This is a genomic window from Salinilacustrithrix flava, assembly GCF_041228405.1.
Lineage (GTDB): Bacteria > Actinomycetota > Acidimicrobiia > Acidimicrobiales > Salinilacustritrichaceae > Salinilacustrithrix > Salinilacustrithrix flava.
The window spans coordinates 404,176-422,984 of sequence record NZ_CP133888.1 but is presented as its reverse complement, the minus strand read 5'-3'; the positions used below and the strand labels follow the sequence as shown (position 1 = coordinate 422,984).

At 72.8% G+C, this 18,809-nt stretch carries 14 protein-coding genes; 9 read left to right on the top strand and 5 right to left on the bottom strand.

Annotated features, from left to right (window positions below):
- Positions 1-16 precede the first annotated feature (16 nt).
- Positions 17-2,389 (top strand): MMPL family transporter, encoded by a 2,373-nt coding sequence (locus RGQ06_RS02080; RefSeq protein ID WP_432429828.1) that lies wholly within the window; start codon positions 17-19, stop codon positions 2,387-2,389.
- Between the two features lie 36 nt (positions 2,390-2,425).
- Here the strand turns inward: RGQ06_RS02080 and RGQ06_RS02075 are convergent, their stop codons facing one another.
- Together RGQ06_RS02075 and dusB are read right to left on the bottom strand one after the other, a co-directional pair.
- Positions 2,426-3,001: a Maf family protein gene (locus RGQ06_RS02075; protein ID WP_432429636.1), complete on the bottom strand. Its 576-nt coding sequence runs from the start codon at positions 2,999-3,001 to the stop codon at positions 2,426-2,428.
- A gap of 2 nt (positions 3,002-3,003) precedes the next feature.
- Positions 3,004-4,137: a tRNA dihydrouridine synthase DusB gene (dusB, locus tag RGQ06_RS02070; protein ID WP_432429827.1), complete on the bottom strand. Its 1,134-nt coding sequence runs from the start codon at positions 4,135-4,137 to the stop codon at positions 3,004-3,006.
- Between the two features lie 131 nt (positions 4,138-4,268).
- Between dusB and RGQ06_RS02065 the strand changes: the two genes are divergently transcribed.
- The 4 genes from RGQ06_RS02065 to RGQ06_RS02050 are packed head-to-tail and all read left to right on the top strand — an operon-like array spanning position 4,269 to position 10,151.
- Positions 4,269-6,752: a glycosyl hydrolase family 65 protein gene (locus RGQ06_RS02065; RefSeq protein WP_432429635.1), complete on the top strand. Its 2,484-nt coding sequence runs from the start codon at positions 4,269-4,271 to the stop codon at positions 6,750-6,752.
- A 10-nt stretch (positions 6,753-6,762) separates the two neighbouring features.
- Positions 6,763-7,512: a universal stress protein gene (locus RGQ06_RS02060; RefSeq protein WP_432429634.1), complete on the top strand. Its 750-nt coding sequence runs from the start codon at positions 6,763-6,765 to the stop codon at positions 7,510-7,512.
- A 49-nt stretch (positions 7,513-7,561) separates the two neighbouring features.
- Positions 7,562-9,352, top strand: coding sequence for an ABC-F family ATP-binding cassette domain-containing protein (locus RGQ06_RS02055; RefSeq protein WP_432429826.1), 1,791 nt, complete (start codon positions 7,562-7,564; stop codon positions 9,350-9,352).
- Between the two features lie 16 nt (positions 9,353-9,368).
- The gene (locus RGQ06_RS02050; RefSeq protein ID WP_432429633.1) at positions 9,369-10,151 is read left to right on the top strand and encodes an SDR family NAD(P)-dependent oxidoreductase; all 783 of its coding nucleotides are present in this window, start codon (positions 9,369-9,371) and stop codon (positions 10,149-10,151) included.
- Between the two features lie 101 nt (positions 10,152-10,252).
- Here the strand turns inward: RGQ06_RS02050 and RGQ06_RS02045 are convergent, their stop codons facing one another.
- On the bottom strand, positions 10,253-11,257 hold the full coding sequence (locus tag RGQ06_RS02045) for a hypothetical protein (RefSeq protein WP_432429632.1): 1,005 nt from the start codon (positions 11,255-11,257) through the stop codon (positions 10,253-10,255).
- 233 nt (positions 11,258-11,490) lie between these two features.
- The gene (locus RGQ06_RS02040) at positions 11,491-12,309 is read right to left on the bottom strand and encodes an enoyl-CoA hydratase/isomerase family protein (RefSeq protein ID WP_432429631.1); all 819 of its coding nucleotides are present in this window, start codon (positions 12,307-12,309) and stop codon (positions 11,491-11,493) included.
- A 61-nt stretch (positions 12,310-12,370) separates the two neighbouring features.
- Here RGQ06_RS02040 and RGQ06_RS02035 point away from each other — a divergent pair, with 61 nt between their 5' ends.
- Positions 12,371-13,036 carry a NifU family protein gene (locus RGQ06_RS02035; protein ID WP_432429630.1) on the top strand — a complete coding sequence of 222 codons (666 nt, stop codon included), beginning with the start codon at positions 12,371-12,373 and terminating at the stop codon, positions 13,034-13,036.
- 464 nt (positions 13,037-13,500) lie between these two features.
- On the opposite strand, the gene dxs is transcribed toward RGQ06_RS02035, so the two are convergent.
- Positions 13,501-15,348, bottom strand: a complete 1,848-nt coding sequence (dxs, locus tag RGQ06_RS02030) for a 1-deoxy-D-xylulose-5-phosphate synthase (RefSeq protein ID WP_432429629.1) — start codon at positions 15,346-15,348, stop codon at positions 13,501-13,503.
- A gap of 77 nt (positions 15,349-15,425) precedes the next feature.
- Here dxs and RGQ06_RS02025 point away from each other — a divergent pair, with 77 nt between their 5' ends.
- The 3 genes from RGQ06_RS02025 to RGQ06_RS02015 are packed head-to-tail and all read left to right on the top strand — an operon-like array spanning position 15,426 to position 18,808.
- A complete protein-coding gene (locus tag RGQ06_RS02025; RefSeq protein ID WP_432429628.1) occupies positions 15,426-16,232 on the top strand; it encodes an adenylate/guanylate cyclase domain-containing protein in 807 nt (268 codons plus the stop codon).
- 17 nt (positions 16,233-16,249) lie between these two features.
- The gene (locus tag RGQ06_RS02020) at positions 16,250-17,317 is read left to right on the top strand and encodes a DUF2332 domain-containing protein (protein WP_432429627.1); all 1,068 of its coding nucleotides are present in this window, start codon (positions 16,250-16,252) and stop codon (positions 17,315-17,317) included.
- Positions 17,318-17,368: 51 nt separating this feature from the next.
- On the top strand, positions 17,369-18,808 hold the full coding sequence (locus RGQ06_RS02015; protein WP_432429626.1) for a glycosyltransferase: 1,440 nt from the start codon (positions 17,369-17,371) through the stop codon (positions 18,806-18,808).
- Position 18,809: the final 1 nt, after the last annotated feature.

The window sequence follows — 18,809 nt, the reverse complement described above, 5'->3', positions numbered from 1 at the left end:
GAGGAACGCCGTGTACATGCAGCTCGCCCGGTGGTGCTACGCGCACCGCCGACCGGTCGTCATCGTCTGGATCGCCGCCGTGGTGCTCGCCGGCGTCGCCGTCGCCATCGTGGGATCGGACTTCACCGGCAACCCGGAGGCACCCGAGTCCGAGAGCCGCGACGGCTTCGCGGTGCTCGAGGAGCACTTCGACGGCCTCGGGGCCGGCCCCACCGGTTCCATCGTGTTCCAGGCCGACCAGGGGGTCACCGACCCCACGGTGCAGGCGGCGATGGAGGAGCTGTTCGCCGAGACCGACGAGATCCCGTACGTCGACGTCACCAGCCCGTACTCCGAGGAGGGGTTCGGCCAGATCGCCGAGCAGGGCGAGCTGGCCGGGCGGGTCGCCTTCGCCCGGGTGGAGGTCGGCGAGGAGGTCGGGTTCTCCGAGTCCGGCGAGATCGGCGTCGAGATCCTCGACCGGGCCGAGGAGATCGAGTCCGAGATCGACGGTGTGCGGATCGAGGTCGGCGGCGAGGTGCTCGCCGGGTTCGAGCCGCCGGAGTCCGAGCTGATCGGCCTCGCCTTCGCCGTCGTTGTGCTCATCGTCTCGTTCGGGTCCGTGCTGGCCATGGGCCTGCCGATCGCCGTGGCGGTCGCCGGCGTGGGCCTCGGCATCATGCTCACGAACCTGGCCTCGAACGTCATGGGCATGCCCGACTTCGCCCTGCAGATCGGGGCCATGATCGGCCTCGGCGTCGGCATCGACTACGCGCTCTTCATCGTCACCCGCTTCCGCGAGTACCTGCACACGGGCCACGACCCCCAGGTCGCCACGATGGCGGCGATCGACACCGCAGGACGGGCCGTCGTGTTCGCCGGCATCACCGTCGTCGTGTCCCTGCTCGGGCTGCTGCTGATCGGCCTCGAGTTCGTCGCCGGTCTCGGTGTCGCCGCAGCCATCACCGTGGCGGTGACGATGGTCGCCTCCACCACGCTGCTGCCGGCGCTGCTCGGCTTCGCCCGCCTCAAGGTGGAGGTGACCCGGTGGCGCGGCCTCGTCGCCGCCGGCTGCATCTCCGTGGCGCTGCTCGGTGCCGGTCTCGGCATCCCCGCCCTGCTGCTCGGCGTCCCGGCGGCGCTCGCGGTGCTGGTCGTCGGATCCTTCATCCCGGTGCTGAAGCGCGAGGTGCCGCGCCGCGTCCCGAAGCCGGTCCGTGAGAGCGGCTGGTACCGGTGGAGCCACCTGATCCAGCGCCGTCCGTGGCCCTTCGCCATCGGCGGGACCCTGCTGTTGCTCGTCCTGGCCCTGCCCCTGCTCGGCATCCGGCTCGGCTTCTCCGACGAGGGCAACTACCCCGAGGACTCGACGACCCGCCAGGCCTACGACCTGCTGAGCGACGGCTTCGGCCCCGGCTTCAACGGACCCTTCGTCATCGTCGGCGAGGTCGACGGGCCGGAGGGCTTCGCCACCTTCCAGCAGGTGGTCGAGGCCGTCGCGGCCGACCCCGGCGTCGCCTCCGTGACGCCGGCGATCCCGAACGACTTCGACGCGCCGGTCGCCGCCCTCGCACGGGTGGTGCCCACCAGCGCCCCCCAGGACGAGGCCACCGAAGAGCTCATCAACCGCCTCCGCGACGGGGTCATCCCGGCCGTCGCCGGCGAGGGTGGACCCGAGGTGCACGTGACCGGGTTCGTGGCGGTCTCGGTGGACTTCTCCGACTACCTCGCGGGCCGCAGCTTCCTCTTCTTCGGCGTGGTGCTCGCCATGTCGTTCGTCCTGCTGATGGCGGTCTTCCGGTCACTGCTGGTGCCGCTCAAGGCCGTCGTTCTGAACATGCTCTCGATCGCCGGCGCCTACGGCATCGTCGTTGCGGTGTTCCAGTGGGGCTGGCTCGGCGACCTCACCGGCATCGAGCCGGCGCCCATCGAGCCGTTCATCCCGATGATGATGTTCGCCATCGTCTTCGGCCTGTCCATGGACTACGAGGTCTTCCTGCTGTCCCGCATCAAGGAGGAGTACGAGCGCACCGGCGACGCCCGCAACTCGGTGGCCGACGGCCTGGCCGCAACCGCCCGGGTCATCAGCGCAGCGGCGGCGATCATGGTCGTGGTCTTCGGCAGCTTCCTGCTCGAGGACGGTCGCATCGTGAAGGTCTTCGGCGCCGGGCTCGGCATGGCGGTCCTGCTCGACGCCACCCTCGTCCGCATGCTGCTCGTACCGGCGACGATGGAGCTGCTGGGTGAGCGCAACTGGTGGATCCCGGGCTGGATCGACCGCCGCCTCCCGGCGCTGCACGTCGAGGGCGCCCCCGACCACGAGGCCCAGCTCGCTGAAGCCGCAGCGCGCGTCCGGGCCGACCGGGGCGAGGAGTCCGACGACGCCCGCGAACCGGTCGGCGTCTCCTGAACCAGCCTTCTCCGAACTGGCAGTGCTGGCGTCTCGTCAGCGGGGCAGGAGGGTGACGCCGACCTCGCCGGCCAGGCGCACGACGGTGGTCAGCGGCAGTCCGATCACGTTGGTGTCGCTGCCCTCGATGCGCTCGACGAACATCCCGCCCGCGCCCTGGATGGCGTAGGCGCCGGCCTTGCCGAAGGGCTCCCCGGTCGCCACGTAGGCCTCGATCTCCGCCTCGGTCAGCTCCCGCACGTGGACGACGGTCTCCTCCACGGCGGCGGCCTCCTCGTCCCCGCACACGAGGTGCACGCCGGTGACCACCCGGTGCGATCGGCCCGAGAGCGAGCGCAGCATGGCGGCGGCCCCGCTCGCGTCGGCGGGCTTGCCGAGGACGCCGTCGCGGAGCACGACCTCGGTGTCGGCTGCGATCACCAGCTCGCCGGGCGTGCGCTCGACGGTGCGGGCCTTGGTGCGTGCCAGGCGCGCGACGGTCGACTCGGGGGCCTCGCCCGGCTGGGGCGTCTCGTCGATGTCCGCGGGCCGGACGACCGGTTCGACGCCGATCCGGCGGAGCAGCTCCAGGCGCCGGGGCGAACCCGACGCCAGCACCACGGCGGCGTCCACGTTCACCCGCCGGAGACGGCCAGGTCGGCGAGCCGACTGGGCGGTTCGAGCGCGTCGGGGTCGTCGAGCCAGCCCTCGGGCAGCTTCACCGGACGGGGGCCGGTGGTGTGGCCCCGCTGCATCCGCATGGCCGAGCGGGGGAACGGCAGGTGCGGGTCGAGCTCGCCGAGCAGCGCATCGAGCTCCGCCAGCGAGGACATCGAGCGGAGCGCGGCGCGCAGCGGCCGGCCGACGGGGAAGCCCTGCAGGTACCAGCCGGTGTGCTTGCGCAGCTCCCGCATGCCGGACTCCTCGCCGAACCACTCGGCCAGCATCTCGCCGTGCGTGCGCACCATCTCGATGATGTCGCCGAGCGATGGCGGCGCAGGCACGGGCTCGCCGGCGAACGCGGCGACCAGGTCCCGGAACAGCCAGGGACGGCCCAGGCAGCCCCGGCCGATGACGACGCCGTCGCAGCCGGTGACGCGCATCATCTCGACCGCGTCGGCGGCCTCCCAGATGTCGCCGTTGCCGAGCACCGGGATGGTGGTGACCGTCTCCTTCAGCTGCGTGATCGTCGACCAGTCCGCGACGCCTGAGTAGAGCTGCTCGGCCGTGCGGGCGTGGACGGCCACCGCCGCCGCGCCGGCCTCCTGGGCCAGCTTCCCCGCCACCAGCCACGTGCGGTGCTCGTCGTCCAGGCCCACCCGCATCTTCACCGTGACCGGGATGTCGCCGGCCCCGTCGACGGCCGCGGCCACGACCGCGCCGAAGAGCCGGGGCCGCAGGGGGAGGGCCGAACCGCCGCCGTGGCGGGTGATCTTGCGGGCGGGACAGCCGAAGTTCAGGTCGATGTGGTCGACGCCGACCTGGTCGCGCACCCGGCGCACCGCCTCGCCCATGACCGCCGGGTCCGTGCCGTAGAGCTGGATCGAGCGCACCGGCTCGTCGTCGGCGAAGCGGGCGATGTGGAACGTGCGCTCGTTGCCCTCGACCACGGCGCGGGCGCCGACCATCTCCGACACGTACAGGGCGGCGCCGAAGCGGCGGCACAGGGCGCGGAAGGGGGCGTTGGTGACGCCGGCCATCGGGGCGAGGACCACCGGCGGGTCCGCCGACAGCGGACCGATCTGCAGGGGCGGGAACAGCGGGGCGATCCCCCCAGTGTCCCCGATGTGCCGCCGTCCGGTGGAATCACCACCGGTGGGCCATTGGCCCCTACAGCGCCGCCGGCGATGTCCGTACGGTGGGTCCAGCGACCGCCGGCAGATCGGAGGTGGTCGATCCCATGACCACCGTGACCTCCATGCCGGACCGTCGCTTCGAAGCGGTCGTGTTCGTCGCATCGGAGCCGGTCGAGGCCGACCTGGACGGCTCGCTGGCCGCCGCCCTCGATGCCGGCCTGGCCGTGGCCGTCGTCGCCCCGGGGCCGGGGCGGGACGCGGCCGTACTGCTCCGCTCCGAGCGCGTCGCGTCCCGCTCCGTGCTGCTGCTCGCGTCGGGCGACGGGCCTGACCGCACCGTGGTCGAGGACGGGCGCGTGCTCCCCACCACCGAAGCCGGCGAGCCGCTGAACTGGATCCGGCGCGAGCTGTGGGCGCGCGGCATCGACCGCGCCGGGACCCTGGTGCTCGCGGACGCGCCGCAGCGCGAGGTCCTGGTCGCGCAGGTCGAGCGCCGGCGCACCCGTCACCTCCCCGAGGTCGATCCGGCCCCCGGCTGGGGCCTGGTGCTCGAGGGCCACGATCCGGAGGGCGAGCGGGTGCGGGCGACCCTCACGACCCTGGCCGACGGACGGTTGGGGATCGGCGGTGCCACCGTCGTGCACGATCCCGGCGCGCCGTCGTGGTCGATGGTGGCCGGGGTCTACGACGGGGACGGCCCCGAGACGCACCTGCTGCCCGGACCGGTCGCGGCCTCCCTGCCGTGGCGACTGCATCCCGAGGGCGGCGTGGCGCGCACGCTCGATCTGCGCACCGGCGTGCTGCACGAGCGTGCCCTGACCGATGTCGGGCCGGTGCGCAGCGTGCGCTTCGCCTCTCTGCGACGCCCGGGCTCGGTCGTCGAGCGCGCATGTGGCCCAGCTGATCCCGAGGGACCGCTGCTCGTGGCGCCCGACGGGGCGCGCGTGACGGACGGGGTCGGGTGGAAGGCCGCTGCCGGCACCTCCGGTGGCATCGTCGCTGCGGTGACCGCTGCGGTCACCCCGGCCCCGGACGGTGTGGTCCTCGACCGCATGATCGCCTACGAGGGTGATCCCGAGGACCTGCCGGATCCCGCCACCGCGACGGCCCGAGCGCGCGAGCTGGCCGGGTGCGGGTTCGACCTGCTCCTCGCCGAGCACCGCGCCGCCTGGGCGGCTCGGTGGGAGGACGCTGACGTGGAGATCGACGGCGACGACGAGCTCCAGCTCGGCGTGCGCTTCGCCCTGTTCCACCTCATGGCGTCCGTCGCCGACGAGGGGGAGGCCGCGGTCGGCGCTCGCGGGCTCAGCGGGCAGGCGTACCGCGGGCACGTGTTCTGGGACTCCGACACCTTCGTGCTGCCCTTCCTGGCCGCCACCCACCCGCCGGCGGCGCGGGCGATGCTCGAGTACCGGGTCCGCCGTCTCGACGCTGCACTCGACACCGCCCGGAGGAGGGGGCGGCGGGGCGCCCGATTCCCCTGGGAGTCGGCTCGGACCGGCTACGACGTGACGCCGAGCTCGGCCCGCGACCGGACCGGGCGGCTCGTGCCCATCCGCACCGGGCTGCTCGAGGAGCACGTGGTCGCCCAGGTGGCCTGGGCGACCAGCTGCTACGTGGACTGGACCGGCGACGCGGACTTCGCCCGGGGCCCGGGCCTCGAGCTGCTCGTGCAGACGGCGCGCTACTGGGAGTCCCGGGTGCGGACCGATGCCGCCGGGGCGGCCCACATCTACGGGGTGGTCGGGCCCGACGAGTACCACGAGCCGGTGGACGACAACGCGTTCACGAACGTGGTGGCGCGGTGGAACCTGCGACGGGCCGCCGACGCAGTGGAGGCAGCGGACGTCGGTGCCCCGGCCGGGCTCGACGAAGCGCGCGCCTGGCGCCACGTGGCGGACGCCCTGGTCGACGGCTACGACCCCACGACCCGGGTCTACGAGCAGTTCGCTGGGTTCCACGAGCTCGAGGCCCTCTTCATCGCCGAGGTCGCGCCACGACTCCCCATCGCCGCCGACCTGCTGCTCGGCCGCGACCGCGTCCGGGGCGCGCAGGTCCTCAAGCAGGCGGACGTGCTCATGCTCCACCACCTCGTCCCCGAGGAGGTCGTGCCCGGCAGCCTCCGACCGAACCTGGACTTCTACGAGCCGCGCACGGCCCACGGGAGCTCGCTGTCCCCGGCGATGCACGCCGCCCTCGCGGCCCGCGCCGGCGACCACGAGGGGGCGCTGTCCGCGCTGCGGATGGCGACGCGGATCGACCTGGACGACCTCACCGGGACGACGGCAGGCGGGTTGCACCTGGCGACCATGGGCGGGGTCTGGCAGGCGCTCGCCTTCGGCTTCGCCGGGCTGCGCCCGCGCCACGGTCGCCTGGTGGTCGACCCGCAGCTGCCGCCCGCCTGGGACGGCCTGCGCCTCCGGGTCCGCTTCCACGGCAGCCGGGTGCGGGTGCGCATCGGGCACGAGGAGCTGCACCTGGAGAGCGACCGCCCGGTTCCGGTGCACGTGGACGGGATCGACGCCGTGGTCGAAGGCACCGGCCTCCGGTTCGGTCGGGCCGCCGAGGGCTGGGAGCTTCTGACGTGAGGAGGACCCGATGAGCAGGATCATCGCCGCCGTGGACGACTCGGCGGCTGCCCATCCGGTGGTCGCAGCTGCCCAGCTGCTGGCGCCGGTCTTCGGTGCCGAGGTCGAGGGGGTGCACGTCGCCGACGTCGAGGGACGCACGGCCGCCGCAGCAGCCGCCGGCTTCAAGATCCCCTTCCGGACGGTGCCCGGGGAGCCCCTGGACGTGCTGGTCTCCCTCGCGGCCGACGACGACGTCGTCGGGTTCGCCATCGGCCAGCGCAGCCACGTCGCCGCTGCGGCGACCGGCCACCTCGCGCTCGGGCTCGCCGGTTCGGTGGACAAGCCCGTGCTGGTCGTTCCCCCCCGGGCCGTGCTGCCGGACCGCTTCCGGCGGGTCCTCATCGCGATGGCCGGGGTCCCCGGGCGCGCCCGTGAGCTCAAGCGGGCCATCGCGCTCGCTGCGGATGCCGACCTGGAGCTCGTCGCCGTCCACGTCGACGACGAGAGCTCCGTCCCGAGCTTCTCGGACCAGGTGCAGTACGAGACCGAGGCCTACGCCGAGGAGTTCCTGGCCCGCTACGCCCCCGGGGCGCCCGGCGTGCGGCTCGATCTGCGCATCGGTGCACCGGTCGAGGAGATCCTCGCAGCGTGCGCGCAGGAGCACCCCGACGTGCTGGCCATGGGCTGGCCGCACGCCGACGAGCCGGAACGCGGCGAGGTCGTCCGGGCGGTGCTCGAGCGCAGCCCGGTGCCTGTGCTCCTCGTCGCCACCAGGTGAGCGCCCATGGGGACCGGGCGCCGGCGGGATGGCACCATCGACGGCCGTGATGCTCGTCGATGCCACCGGTCTGCGCGCCGTCCGACCCGACCGGGTGCTCTTCGAGGACCTCTCGCTGGCCATCGCCTCCGGCGACCGCCTGGCGGTGGTCGGCGTGAACGGCACCGGCAAGTCCACGCTCCTCGGCGCGCTGGCCGGCAGCCGCACCCCTGACGACGGCACCATCCGGCGGGGCCGGGGCGCCCGCATCGCGCACCTCGACCAGGACGCCCCGCTGCCGGCCGGCACCGTCGCCAGCGTCACCGGTGACCGGTGGGAGGCGGCCGCCGTCCGGGATCGCCTGGGCCTCGCCGGCCTCGAAGACCGCCCGACCGACGAGCTGTCCGGTGGCCAGATCAAGCGGGTCGCCCTGGCCCGCGCGCTGCTCGAGTGCGGCCCACCCGGTGGCGGGCCGCCCGACGACGCCGACCTGCTCATCCTCGACGAGCCCACCAACCACCTCGACGTGGACGCCATCGCCTGGCTCGAGGAGTGGCTCAGCACCTTCCGGGGCGGGCTGCTGATGGTGACCCACGACCGCCACGTGCTCGACCGGGTGTGCAACCGCATGCTCGAGCTGGACCGCGGCGGCTCCTACCTGCACGAGGGCGGCTACGCGTCGTACCTCGAGGCCAAGGCCGAGCGCATCGACCGAGCAGCCAGCGCCGAGACGAAGCGCAAGAACCTGGCCAAGGTCGAGCTGGCCTGGCTTCGTCGGGGTGCACCGGCCCGGACATCGAAGCCGAAGCACCGCATCGAGTCCGCCACTGCGCTGGTCGAGGGCGGGCCGGCCGGCGGCGACGTCCGGGACCAGGCCCTCGCCCTCCACCAGGGCACGCCCCGGCTCGGGGACAAGGTCATCGAGATCCACGGCCTCGGCGCCGACGTCGAGGGCCGCACCCTCTTCGACGGCGTCGACCTCCTCCTCGACCCACGTGAACGGCTCGGCATCGTCGGGCCCAACGGCGCGGGCAAGACCACGATGCTGCGGATCCTCGCCGGCGAGCGCGAGCCGGAGCGGGGCACGATCGACGTCGGCCCCACCGTCCGCCTCGCCATGTTCAGCCAGGACGCCGCCGAGCTCGACCCCGACGCACGCGTCCGCGATCTCGTCACCGGCGGCAAGAAGGAGGTGTCCTGGCAGGACACCGCCCTCATGGAGCGGTTCTGGTTCGACAGCGATACGCAGTGGGCGCCCGTCAGCACCCTCTCTGGTGGCGAACGGCGCCGCCTGCAGCTGCTGCTCGTCCTGCTCCAGCAGCCCAACGTGCTGCTGCTCGACGAGCCGACCAACGACCTCGACCTCGACACGCTGCGTCTGCTCGAGGACTTCCTCGACGAGTGGCCCGGCGCCCTCATCGTCGTCTCCCACGACCGGGCCCTGCTCGAGCGCACCGTGGCCGACGTGCTCGTGATCGACGGGCAGGGCGGGGCGGCCCGCCGTCCCGGCGGCCTCGCCGCCTACCTCGAGTCCCGCCGGACGAACCGGGCCAAGGGCAAGACCGAGGCCAAGGCGCCGACCGGAGCCAAAGCGACGGCGTCGACGCCTGCACCCGCCCAGCGGAGCACGTCGCCGTCCACGCTGCGCCGAGAGCTGAACGCGGCCGAGCGGAACCTGGCCAAGGCGACCACGGAGGTCGAGCGGATCGAGGCCGACCTGCACGACGCCATCGGTGACCACCAGCGCCTCGCCGAGCTGGGGCAGCAGCTGGCCGATGCCCGGGCGGCGAAGGACGCCGCCGAGGAGCGCTGGCTGACGCTGGCCGAGGAGGCCGAGGCGGTCAACCCCGGCCTGCTCTGACCTACGCTCCGCCGCCATGAGCAACGGAGCGCTGCAGGGCAGGGTCGCACTGGTCACCGGTGGTGGACGGGGGGTGGGGCGTGCCATCTCGCTGTCGCTCGCTGAGGCGGGGGCGGACGTCGCCGTCAACTACCGGCGGGACGAGGAGTCCGCGGCGAACACCGTCGCCGAGATCCAGGACATGGGCCGCAAGGCCATCGCGGTGCAGGCCTCCATCGACGATGCCGATGCCGACGCCCAGATGGTCGAGCGGGTCGCCGGCGAGCTCGGTCCCATCTCGATCCTGGTCAACAACGCCGGCCTGGCGTCGCGGGGCCAGTCCGTGGCCGACACCGACCCGGCCGAGGCCGCCCGGCTGCTGGCGACCCACGCCGTCGGCCCGCACCACCTCTGCCGCCTCGTCCTGCCCCACATGCGCACCTGCGACCGGGGCGACATCGTCTTCATCTCCTCCGTCGCCACCGACCACCACGCGGCCAACGGTGCCCCCTACAACATGGGCAAGGCCGCGATGGAGGCCCTGGCCTCGACCCTGGCCAAGGAGGAGCAGCGCCACGGCATCCGGGTGAACACCGTCGCTCCCGGCCTGGTCGAGACCGAGATGGGCCGTCGCCTGGCCAAGGCCGGCGGCGCCGACATCGAGGACCTCCACGCCCACTACCCCTTCGGCCGGGTCTGCCAGCCCGAGGACGTCGCCGCCGTGGTGTCGTTCCTCGTGGGCGAGCAGGGCTCCTACGTCAGCGGCGTGCGCATCCGCGTCGACGGCGGCGGCCAGCAGATGATCCGCCCACCCCGCTGAATCCCGTCCGATCCGGCTTCCTCGCGCGCGATTCGACCGTCGGTGGTCGATCGGCGCGAAGAGAACCAGATCCCCTCCGTTCCTCGCGCGCGACTCGACCGTCAATGGTCGTTCGGCGCGCCCGGAACGGGGAGGGTGAGGTGCGGGGCACGGGTCGGTCGATGGATCAGCGCCTCGTGCGGCCGGCTGAGGATCGCCCCGAGGGTGCGGCGGACGGTCGACGCGTCGTGCCAGATGTCGTACTCCCAGTAGATGACGACCGCGAACCCCGCATCGACGAGGCGGTCGGCCCGGTCCTCGTCGTCAGCGACGTCCGACGGCATCGTGTGGTGCTTCTCGCTGTGGATCTCGACGACGAGAGGACGATCGACGTGGACCTGGTCGAAGCGACCGATCGGCGCGTCGTCGCCGAGCGTGACCTGCCGACGGAACGACCGGGCCAGCGTTCCGACGACCTCCTCCCAGCGCTTCTCGAGGTTGCTGTCCGTGGGTCGGTAGTCGGGCGGGCGACTCTCGAGCAGCTGGCGCAGGATGACGATGCCGCTGTTGCCCTTGCCGGAGCAGCGGGCGGCGAGGTCGTGGATGCGGTGCCCGTCGACCAGGCGCTCGCGCCAGGCATGGTCGAGCGTTCGTTCCAGCCGTAGCGCTCCGATGTCGTGGCCGTACCGCTCGGTGTCGGCGCGAGCGAGCCAGAGCAGCAGACGCTCCGGACGCACGATGGGGATGCCCCGGTGCACTGTCGCGTCGAGGGCCGGATCGAGGTGCCTGGTGACGTGCACGATCCCGACATGCGGCGTCCGTGTCCCGTTCCGGGGTCGAGTTACGTGCACCGGGAAGGCACGGAACCGGCCGAAGCCCCACCAGTGCGTCGCGGCGTGACCCCAGAGCAGCGCGCCGGGGCCGGCATCGAGCACGGGGAGCAGCAGCTGTTGGCCGAGGTCCACGGTGCCGGCTCGGTGGCGCAGGACACGAGGCCCCGCACGGTCGATGTCCGGGTGGCGGACGAGGCGCCGCCGCTCAGCGGCGCTGCAGCGGTCGAGCAGCTGGTGCCGCCCGACGAGCGAGTACTGGCGGGCGAACAGATCGAGGACGCGTCCCGGGAGCACGGTGACCTCCGATGGTCGATGCGCTGGGGGAAGCGGGCCAGCGGACCGGCGTCGTCGACGCTATCCAGGCCCACCGACAGCCGACGGAGGGTCCCGAGTCCACTCAGTTCCGTGCGCGCGAAACGCCCGACGATGGTCGTTCAGCGCGTGACAAACGGGTGCCGGGGCGTTCCGTGTGCTCGATCCGCCTGTCAGCGGTCGATTCGCGCGCAAGGAACGGGTGGGGCGAGCGGTCAGCGGCCCTTGAACTCCGGGTCCCGGCCCTCGGCGAAGCTGGAGATGCCCTCGAAGAAGTCCTTGGTGCCGAACAGCTGCATGGTCTGCAGGAGCACGTGGTGGGTGTGGGCGGGGAAGTCCTCGGTGAGGCCGTGGCGGTAGAGGCGCTTCATGGCCCGGATGGCGAGCGGCGCGTTGGTGGCGATCTCCTCGCCCCACGACACCGCCTCGGCCACGAGCTGGTCGTCGGCGACGACGGCGTTGGCGAGGCCGAGCTCGAGGGACTGCTGGGCGTCGAGGTCCCGGCCGAGGAAGCCGATCTCGGCGGCCTTGGCCCAGCCGACGAGGCGAGGCAGGTACCAGGTGCCGCCGGACTCGGGGACCACGCCGCGCTTGGCGAAGCCGGGGAGGAGGCGGGACGTCTCGCCGAGGATCCGCATGTCGCAGCCGAGGGCCAGGTCGAGGCCGTAGCCGGCGGCGGCGCCGTTGACGGCCGCGATGATCGGCGTGTCGATCTCGAACAGGATCGAGGTCGGCAGGTCCCGGGTGTTCATCATGTTGGCGGCGGCGCCGGAGCCCTCGCTGCCGATGCCCGAACCGGACATGGCGTCCTTGATGTCCAGGCCGGAGCAGAACCCCTTGCCCGCCCCGGTGAGGACGATGGCCCTAACGTCGCCGCTGCGGTCGGCCTCGCTGAGGGCGTCGCTGAGCATGCTGAGCATGCGGGTGGAGATGGCGTTGCGGCGGTGGGGCCGGTTCAGGGTGATCGTGGCGACGTGGCCGGACACCTCGTAGAGGACCGGATCCTGTTCGTCGGTGGTGGTCTCGTCGCTCATGTCTCGCCCCCCGAGCCGACCGGCTCATGGTCTTCCGATGGTTCGTCGGTAGCGTAGGCACATGGCCACGACCGAGTCCGAGGCACCCCAGACCACCAGCGTGGACGACCCGCCCGCGGGCGGCGAGGAGGTGGTGCTCACCGTCACCGAGACCGCGATCGCCAAGATCCTCGAGCTGCGCGAGTCCGAGGACGACCCGGCCGACCTGGCCCTGCGCATCGCCGTCACCGGCATCCGGGGCCCGGAGTACACCTACGACCTCACCTTCGAGCCGGTCGCCGAGGCCACCGAGACCGACATCGTCTACCTCCAGGGCGAGCTGTCCGTGATGGTGCCGGCCGACTCGATGGACTCCCTCCAGGGCGCCACCCTCGACCTGCCCGGCACCGACGGCCAGGGCGGCCTCGTGCTGCGCAACCCGAACCGGCCCGACCCCCTCGCCGGCATCGACCTCGACCTCACCGGCACGACGGCCGAGAAGGTCCAGCAGCTGCTCGAGCAGCAGATCAACCCGGGCCTCGCCGCCCACGGCGGCTTCGCCGAGCTCAAGGGCGTCGACGGCGACAAGGTGTACGTCCTGATGGGCGGCGGCTGCCAAGGCTGCGCCGTGTCGGCCATGACCCTGCGCGAGGGCATCGCCGCCTCCATCACGTCGGCCATCCCCGAGATCACCGACGTCATCGACGTCACGGATCACGACGCCGGCGAAAATCCCTACTACTCGTAGCTGGTCGCGGTCGTTCCACCCACCGACGGCGAGATGGCGGCTTCGCCGCCCAACCAACCGTGCTGCTGGGTCGCCTCGCCTGCGGCTTCGGCTCCGGGTCTGACGTCACGCGTGTGTAACTGCCCGTAACTGGGCGGAACGTGCAGCGGCACCGGGCCACCGCCCGCTTCCGCTTGCATTCTGTGCGCTCGGCTGGAATGCTGTGTTCGTTGTCACCTTCCAAGTGGGGGCGACCAGGGGGAGAGGCCCGGACCACGGTCCGGGCCTCGTCGCGTGCGCCGCACGCCGTGGGAGATTTCTCGGATCGGGACCGCAAGGGAACGCCTCGCGGGCCGTTCCCCTCCCAGCAACGTCATGGTTCCCTCCCGACGTTGTGTTCCCTGTCCGGGGCGCCTTCGTTCTCCGACCCCAGCGAAGGCGCCCTGGTCCAGGGCACCCCCGGGGCCTTGGACAGGGGTGGGGTCTCAGAGGGGGCTGGGAGCTCGCACGGCCCGCAGGGCCGAGGAGCGGATGCCGTCGGCATCGAGGCCGAGGCGGGCGAGGATGTCGTCGGCCTTGGCGTGGTCGAGGTACTGGGTCGGGACGCCGAGGATCTCGATGCGAGGGACGAGCCGCTCCTCGCAGCACTCCCGGATCCCGGCAGCGAGCAGCGAACCGGCCCCACCGGCCTTGTAGCCGTCCTCGACGGTGACGACGGTGGGGTGCCCGGCGGCGTCCTCGAGCATCTCCCGGTCGGCCGGCTTCACGCAGCGCACGTCCCAGACGGTGGCCTCGACCCCGTCGGCGGCGAGCGCCGCGGCGGCCTCGAGCGCCGGGTGCAGCATCTTGCCCACGGCCAGGATGCACACGTCGCGGCCCGCACGGACCTTGCGGCCTCGCAGACCGGCGCCGACCTCATCGGGCCCGCACTCCGGGAGCACCTTGGGCCAGCGGATCAGCACCGGACCGTCGGTGTGGTCGAGCGCGTCGTGGAGCATGACGCCGATCTCCTGGTACGAGGAGGGAGCGAGCACGGTCATGTTCGGGATCTTCGTGAACAGGACGAGGTCGAGGACGCCGTGGTGGGACGGTCCGTCGGACCCGGTGATCCCCGCCCGGTCGAGGCAGAACACGACCGGCTGGTCGTGGAGGCCGACGTCGAGGTTGACCTGGTCGAAGGCCCGGGACAGGAACGTCGAGTAGACGGCGAACACCGGCCGGAGGCCGCCCATGGCCATGCCCGCAGCCGAGGTGACGGCGTGCTGCTCGGCGATGCCCACGTCGATGAGGCGGTCGGGGAAGCGCTCGGCGAAGGGGAGCAGCCCGGTTGAGTCGGGCATCGCTGCGGTGATGGCGACCACCTCGGGCCGCTCCTCGGCCTCCTTGATGAGCGCCTCGGTGAACGCGGCCGCACAGGACCCGGGCTCGACCGATCCCGTGTCGTGCATGTTCTTGATCGGGTCGTTCTCGGCCGGGGCGTAGCCGCGACCCTTCTGGGTGAGGACGTGGACCACGATCGGGCCGTCGTACTCGGCGGCGTCGTGCAGGGCGGACTCGAGGCCGGCGATGTCGTGGCCGTCGAAGGGGCCCGTGTAGCGGATGCCCAGGTCCTGGAAGAACGCGGGTGGCTCGAAGTAGTCGCGGACGCCGGCCATGGTCGCCTCGAAGCCACGCTCGAGGTGCTCGCCGACGAGGGGCGCCGAGCGGAGCAGCTTCTCGAACCGGGCACGGCTGCGCACGTAGCGGGGGTCGAGGCGGAGCCGGGCGAGGCTGTCGCCCAGGCGGCTGACGGTGGGGGCGTAGGAGCGCCCGTTGTCGTTGAGGATGATGATGGCCCGGGAGCCGGCGTGGCCGAGGTTGTTCAGGCCCTCGTAGGCCATGCCGCCGGTGAGCGAGCCGTCGCCGATGATGGCCACGATGCGCCGGTCGGTGATCTCGTTGCGCGACATCGCGGTGGCGAGGCCGTGGGCGTAGCTGATGATGGTGGAGGCGTGGCTGTTCTCCACCCAGTCGTGCGGGGACTCCTTGCGGGACGGGTAGCCGGACAGGCCACCCTCCTGGCGCAGCTGCTCGAACCCCTCGCGGCGGCCGGTGACGATCTTGTGCACGTAGGCCTGGTGCCCGGTGTCCCAGAGCACGATGTCGCGCGGGGACTCGAACACCCGGTGCACGGCCAAGGTGAGCTCCACCGCGCCGAGGTTCGAGCCGAGGTGGCCGCCGGTGCGGTCGACGGCATCGACGACGAAGGTGCGGATCTCGGCAGCCAGCGTCTCGAGCTGCTCGGCGCTGAGGCCTCGCAGGTCGGCGGGGCTGTGGATCCGGTCGAGCAGCATGCGGTGAATACGGTACCCGTGCCCGGGGTGGATCGACCACGTCAGCAGGTCGGGGTGCGAGGTCTAGATTCGCCGCCATGCCGTCGCTCGAAGGTGCCCGGGCCCGCGGGGAGAGCGCCATCGATGCGATCCGGCGCCGCCTCACCCAGCAGGCCGCCGATCTGCTGAACGAGCACCCCGACTTCGCTCGCGGGGCGTCCGAGGTCGGCCTGATCGACCGGGCCTGGCTGGAGCAGCCGACCGAGCGGCCCATCCGCACCGCGACCTCGCTCGACGTCATCCAGCGCTTCCTCGAGCGCTCGATCGAGCAGGAGCCCTCGCTCATCGCGAACATGGGCCTGAACGCCATCCAGCTGCTCAACGTCGACACCGACGACGGTCGCACCGGCGACGCCCGCCAGGTCGCCACCATCGCGTTCACCGACCTGGAGGGCTTCACCAGCTTCACGTCCCGCGAGGGCGACCGCGCCGCACGCGAGCTGCTCGAGCAGCACCACCGTGCGGTCGGGCCGGTGATCCGCAGCCGCGGCGGGCGCATCGTGAAGAAGCTGGGCGACGGCTTGCTCATCTCCTTCGGTGCACCCGAGGCGGCGGTGCTGGCCGCGTTGGAGATCGACGAGACGAACGAGACCGGGCTGCGACTGCGGGTCGGGCTGCACCACGGCGAGGTCGAGCTGCTCGGCGACGACGTGATCGGCCACGACGTGAACCTGGCCGCGCGGGTGGCGGACTCGGCCAAGGGCGGGGAGGTCCTCGCCACGACCGACGTGCGCTCGGCCATCGGCACCCCGCCGGCGGGGGTCACGTTCGGCCGGGCTCGCCGGCGCACGTTCAAGGGCGTCGATGGCTCGGTGCTGGTCTGCCCCGTCCGGCGCGCCGGCTGACCGGCGGGAGTGCGGGGGTGGAGCGCAGCCGGGACCTGCCGCTGATCGACGTGCTCGTCCTGCAGCGCGCCGCCTGCGAGCGCGCCGGGTCAGCCCTGTACGCCCGGATCCTCGATGCCATGGTCGACGACGTGCACGCCGACGGGCCGTGCGCTGCGATCCTGCGACCGTGGGCGGACAACGCCATGGCCGACGCCATCCCCCTGCGCTTCCTCGCCGCGGTGCACGCGCTGGTGCTCACCGACGAGGCCCCGGCGCTCGCCGCGCACTACGCCTCGGCCGGCGGTACCGACACCGGCGATCCGATGCCGGCGTTCCTGGCCACCGTCGAGGCCCACCGGACCCGCATCGAGGCGGCGATGGACCTGGGCGTGCAGACCAACGAGGTGGGCCGGGCCACGTCGCTCTTCGGTGGCTTCCACGCCGTCGCCCGCCGCACCGGCCTGCCGCTGCGCCAGCTCGAGGTCGGGGCCAGCGCCGGGCTGCTCCTGCACTGGGACCGCTACGGCTACCGGGCCGGCGGCGGGGTGCTCGCCTGGGGTCCCGGCGACGGCCTGGTGTTCGAGGATCCCTGGACCGCCGACCTGCCGCCCGTGGCCGCAGAGCTGGTCGTGGCCGAGCGGCGCGGGTGCGACCAGGCGCCGATCGACCCGACCACCGACGAGGGCGCCATCCGCCTCCGCTCGTTCCTCTGGCCCGACCAGGTCGAGCGCCGGGCCCGCCTCGACGCCGCCATCGAGGTCGCTCGTCGCCACCCCGTCGTCGTCGACGCGATGGACGCCGCCGACTGGATCGAGGCCCAGCTGGCGGAGCCCACGCCGGGCCTGGCCACCGTCGTCCACCACTCGATCGTCCTGCAGTACCTGCCCCGGTCGTCGTTCGTCCGCGTGCGCGCCGCGATCGAGCAGGCGGGGGAGCGGGCGACGCCGGATGCGCCGATCCACTGGCTGCGCATGGAGCCGGCCGGCGACGTGGCCGACGTGCGCATGTCGTCCTGGCCGGGTCGCGACGGCGGCCACGACGAGGAGCTGCTCGCCACCACCGGCTACCACGGCCCGCCCGTCACCTGGCTCGGCGGCCCCTGACGCGAACAGGGATCCGGCGACCTCCCTCCGATCCATGGGTAGCCTCTGGGCGTGGACGCGTCCGGCATCCGCCCCGTCGAGGAGCGCCCGGCACCGGTCGGGCTCGAGCGCCTGCTCGAGGTGCTCGATGAGGCCCAGGCCGAACGGCTGCGCGACGCGGCGGCCATGGTGGCCGAGGCGCTCGGCGACCGGACGATCTGGAACCTCAACTCCACGGCCGCCGGCGGCGGCGTCGCCGAGATGCTCCGTCCGCTGCTCGCCTACGGGCGCGGCGCTGGCATCGACGTCCGCTGGCTCGTCATCGGCGGTGATCCGGACTTCTTCCGCATCACCAAGCGCCTGCACCACGCGTTCCACGACTCGCCCGGCGACGGCGGTCCGCTCGGCCCGGCCGAGCACGATCACTTCGAGGCCGTCGCCCGGGCCAACGCCGACGAGATCGACGCCCTCGTGCGGCCCGGCGACGTGTGCATCTGCCACGACCCGCAGACCGCCGGGATCGTCCCCGCACTGGTGGACTGCGGTGCCCTCGTGGTCTGGCGCAGCCACATCGGGACCACGAACCAGACCGATCGCACCCGGGCGGCCTGGGACTTCATCGCCGACGACGTCCGGCACGCCCACCACCTGGTGTTCAGCCGCCAGGCGTACGTGCCCGATGACGTCGGCGACGTGCCGGTGTCGCTCATCGCACCGTCCATCGACCCGCTCGCCCCCAAGAACAAGGACCTCACGGTCGCGCAGCAACGGGCGATCCTCGGCCACGTCGGCATCCTGCGGTGCGACGACCTGGACCACACCACCTACGAGCGCCGGGACGGGAGCCCGGCGCGGGTCGACCACGTCGCCGACATCGTCCGAGCCGGCCCGTCGCCCACCCCCGACACGCCCCTCGTGGTGCAGGTCTCGCGCTGGGATCCGCTGAAGGACATGGCCGGGGTCATGCACGCGTTCGCCGAGTTCGTCGACCACGGCAGCGACGCCCAGCTCGTGCTCGCCGGCCCGAACGTGAGCGGTGTGAGCGACGACCCCGAGGGCGCCGAGGTGCTGGACGACTGCATCGGGCAGTGGCGGGACCTGCCCCACGCCGCCCGGGCTCGCATCGCACTGGTGTGCCTGCCGATGGCCGATGCCGAGGAGAACGCCACCATCGTGAACGCGCTCCAACGGCACGCCAGCGTCGTGGTGCAGAAGAGCCTGCAGGAGGGCTTCGGGCTCACGGTGTCGGAGGCGATGTGGAAGGGACGTCCGGTGGTCGGTGGTGCGGTCGGCGGCATCGTGGACCAGATCGTCGACGGCGAGACCGGCCTCCTCGTGGACCCCACCGACCTCGAGGCGTTCGGCACCGCGGTCGCGGAGCTGCTCGTCGATCCGGCGCGTGCGGAGGCGATGGGCGAGGCGGCGCAGGAGTCGACGCGCGAGCAGTTCCTGGCAGCACGTCACCTCGTCCAGTACGCGGACCTCATCGCCGAGCTGCTCCCGTCGCCCTGAC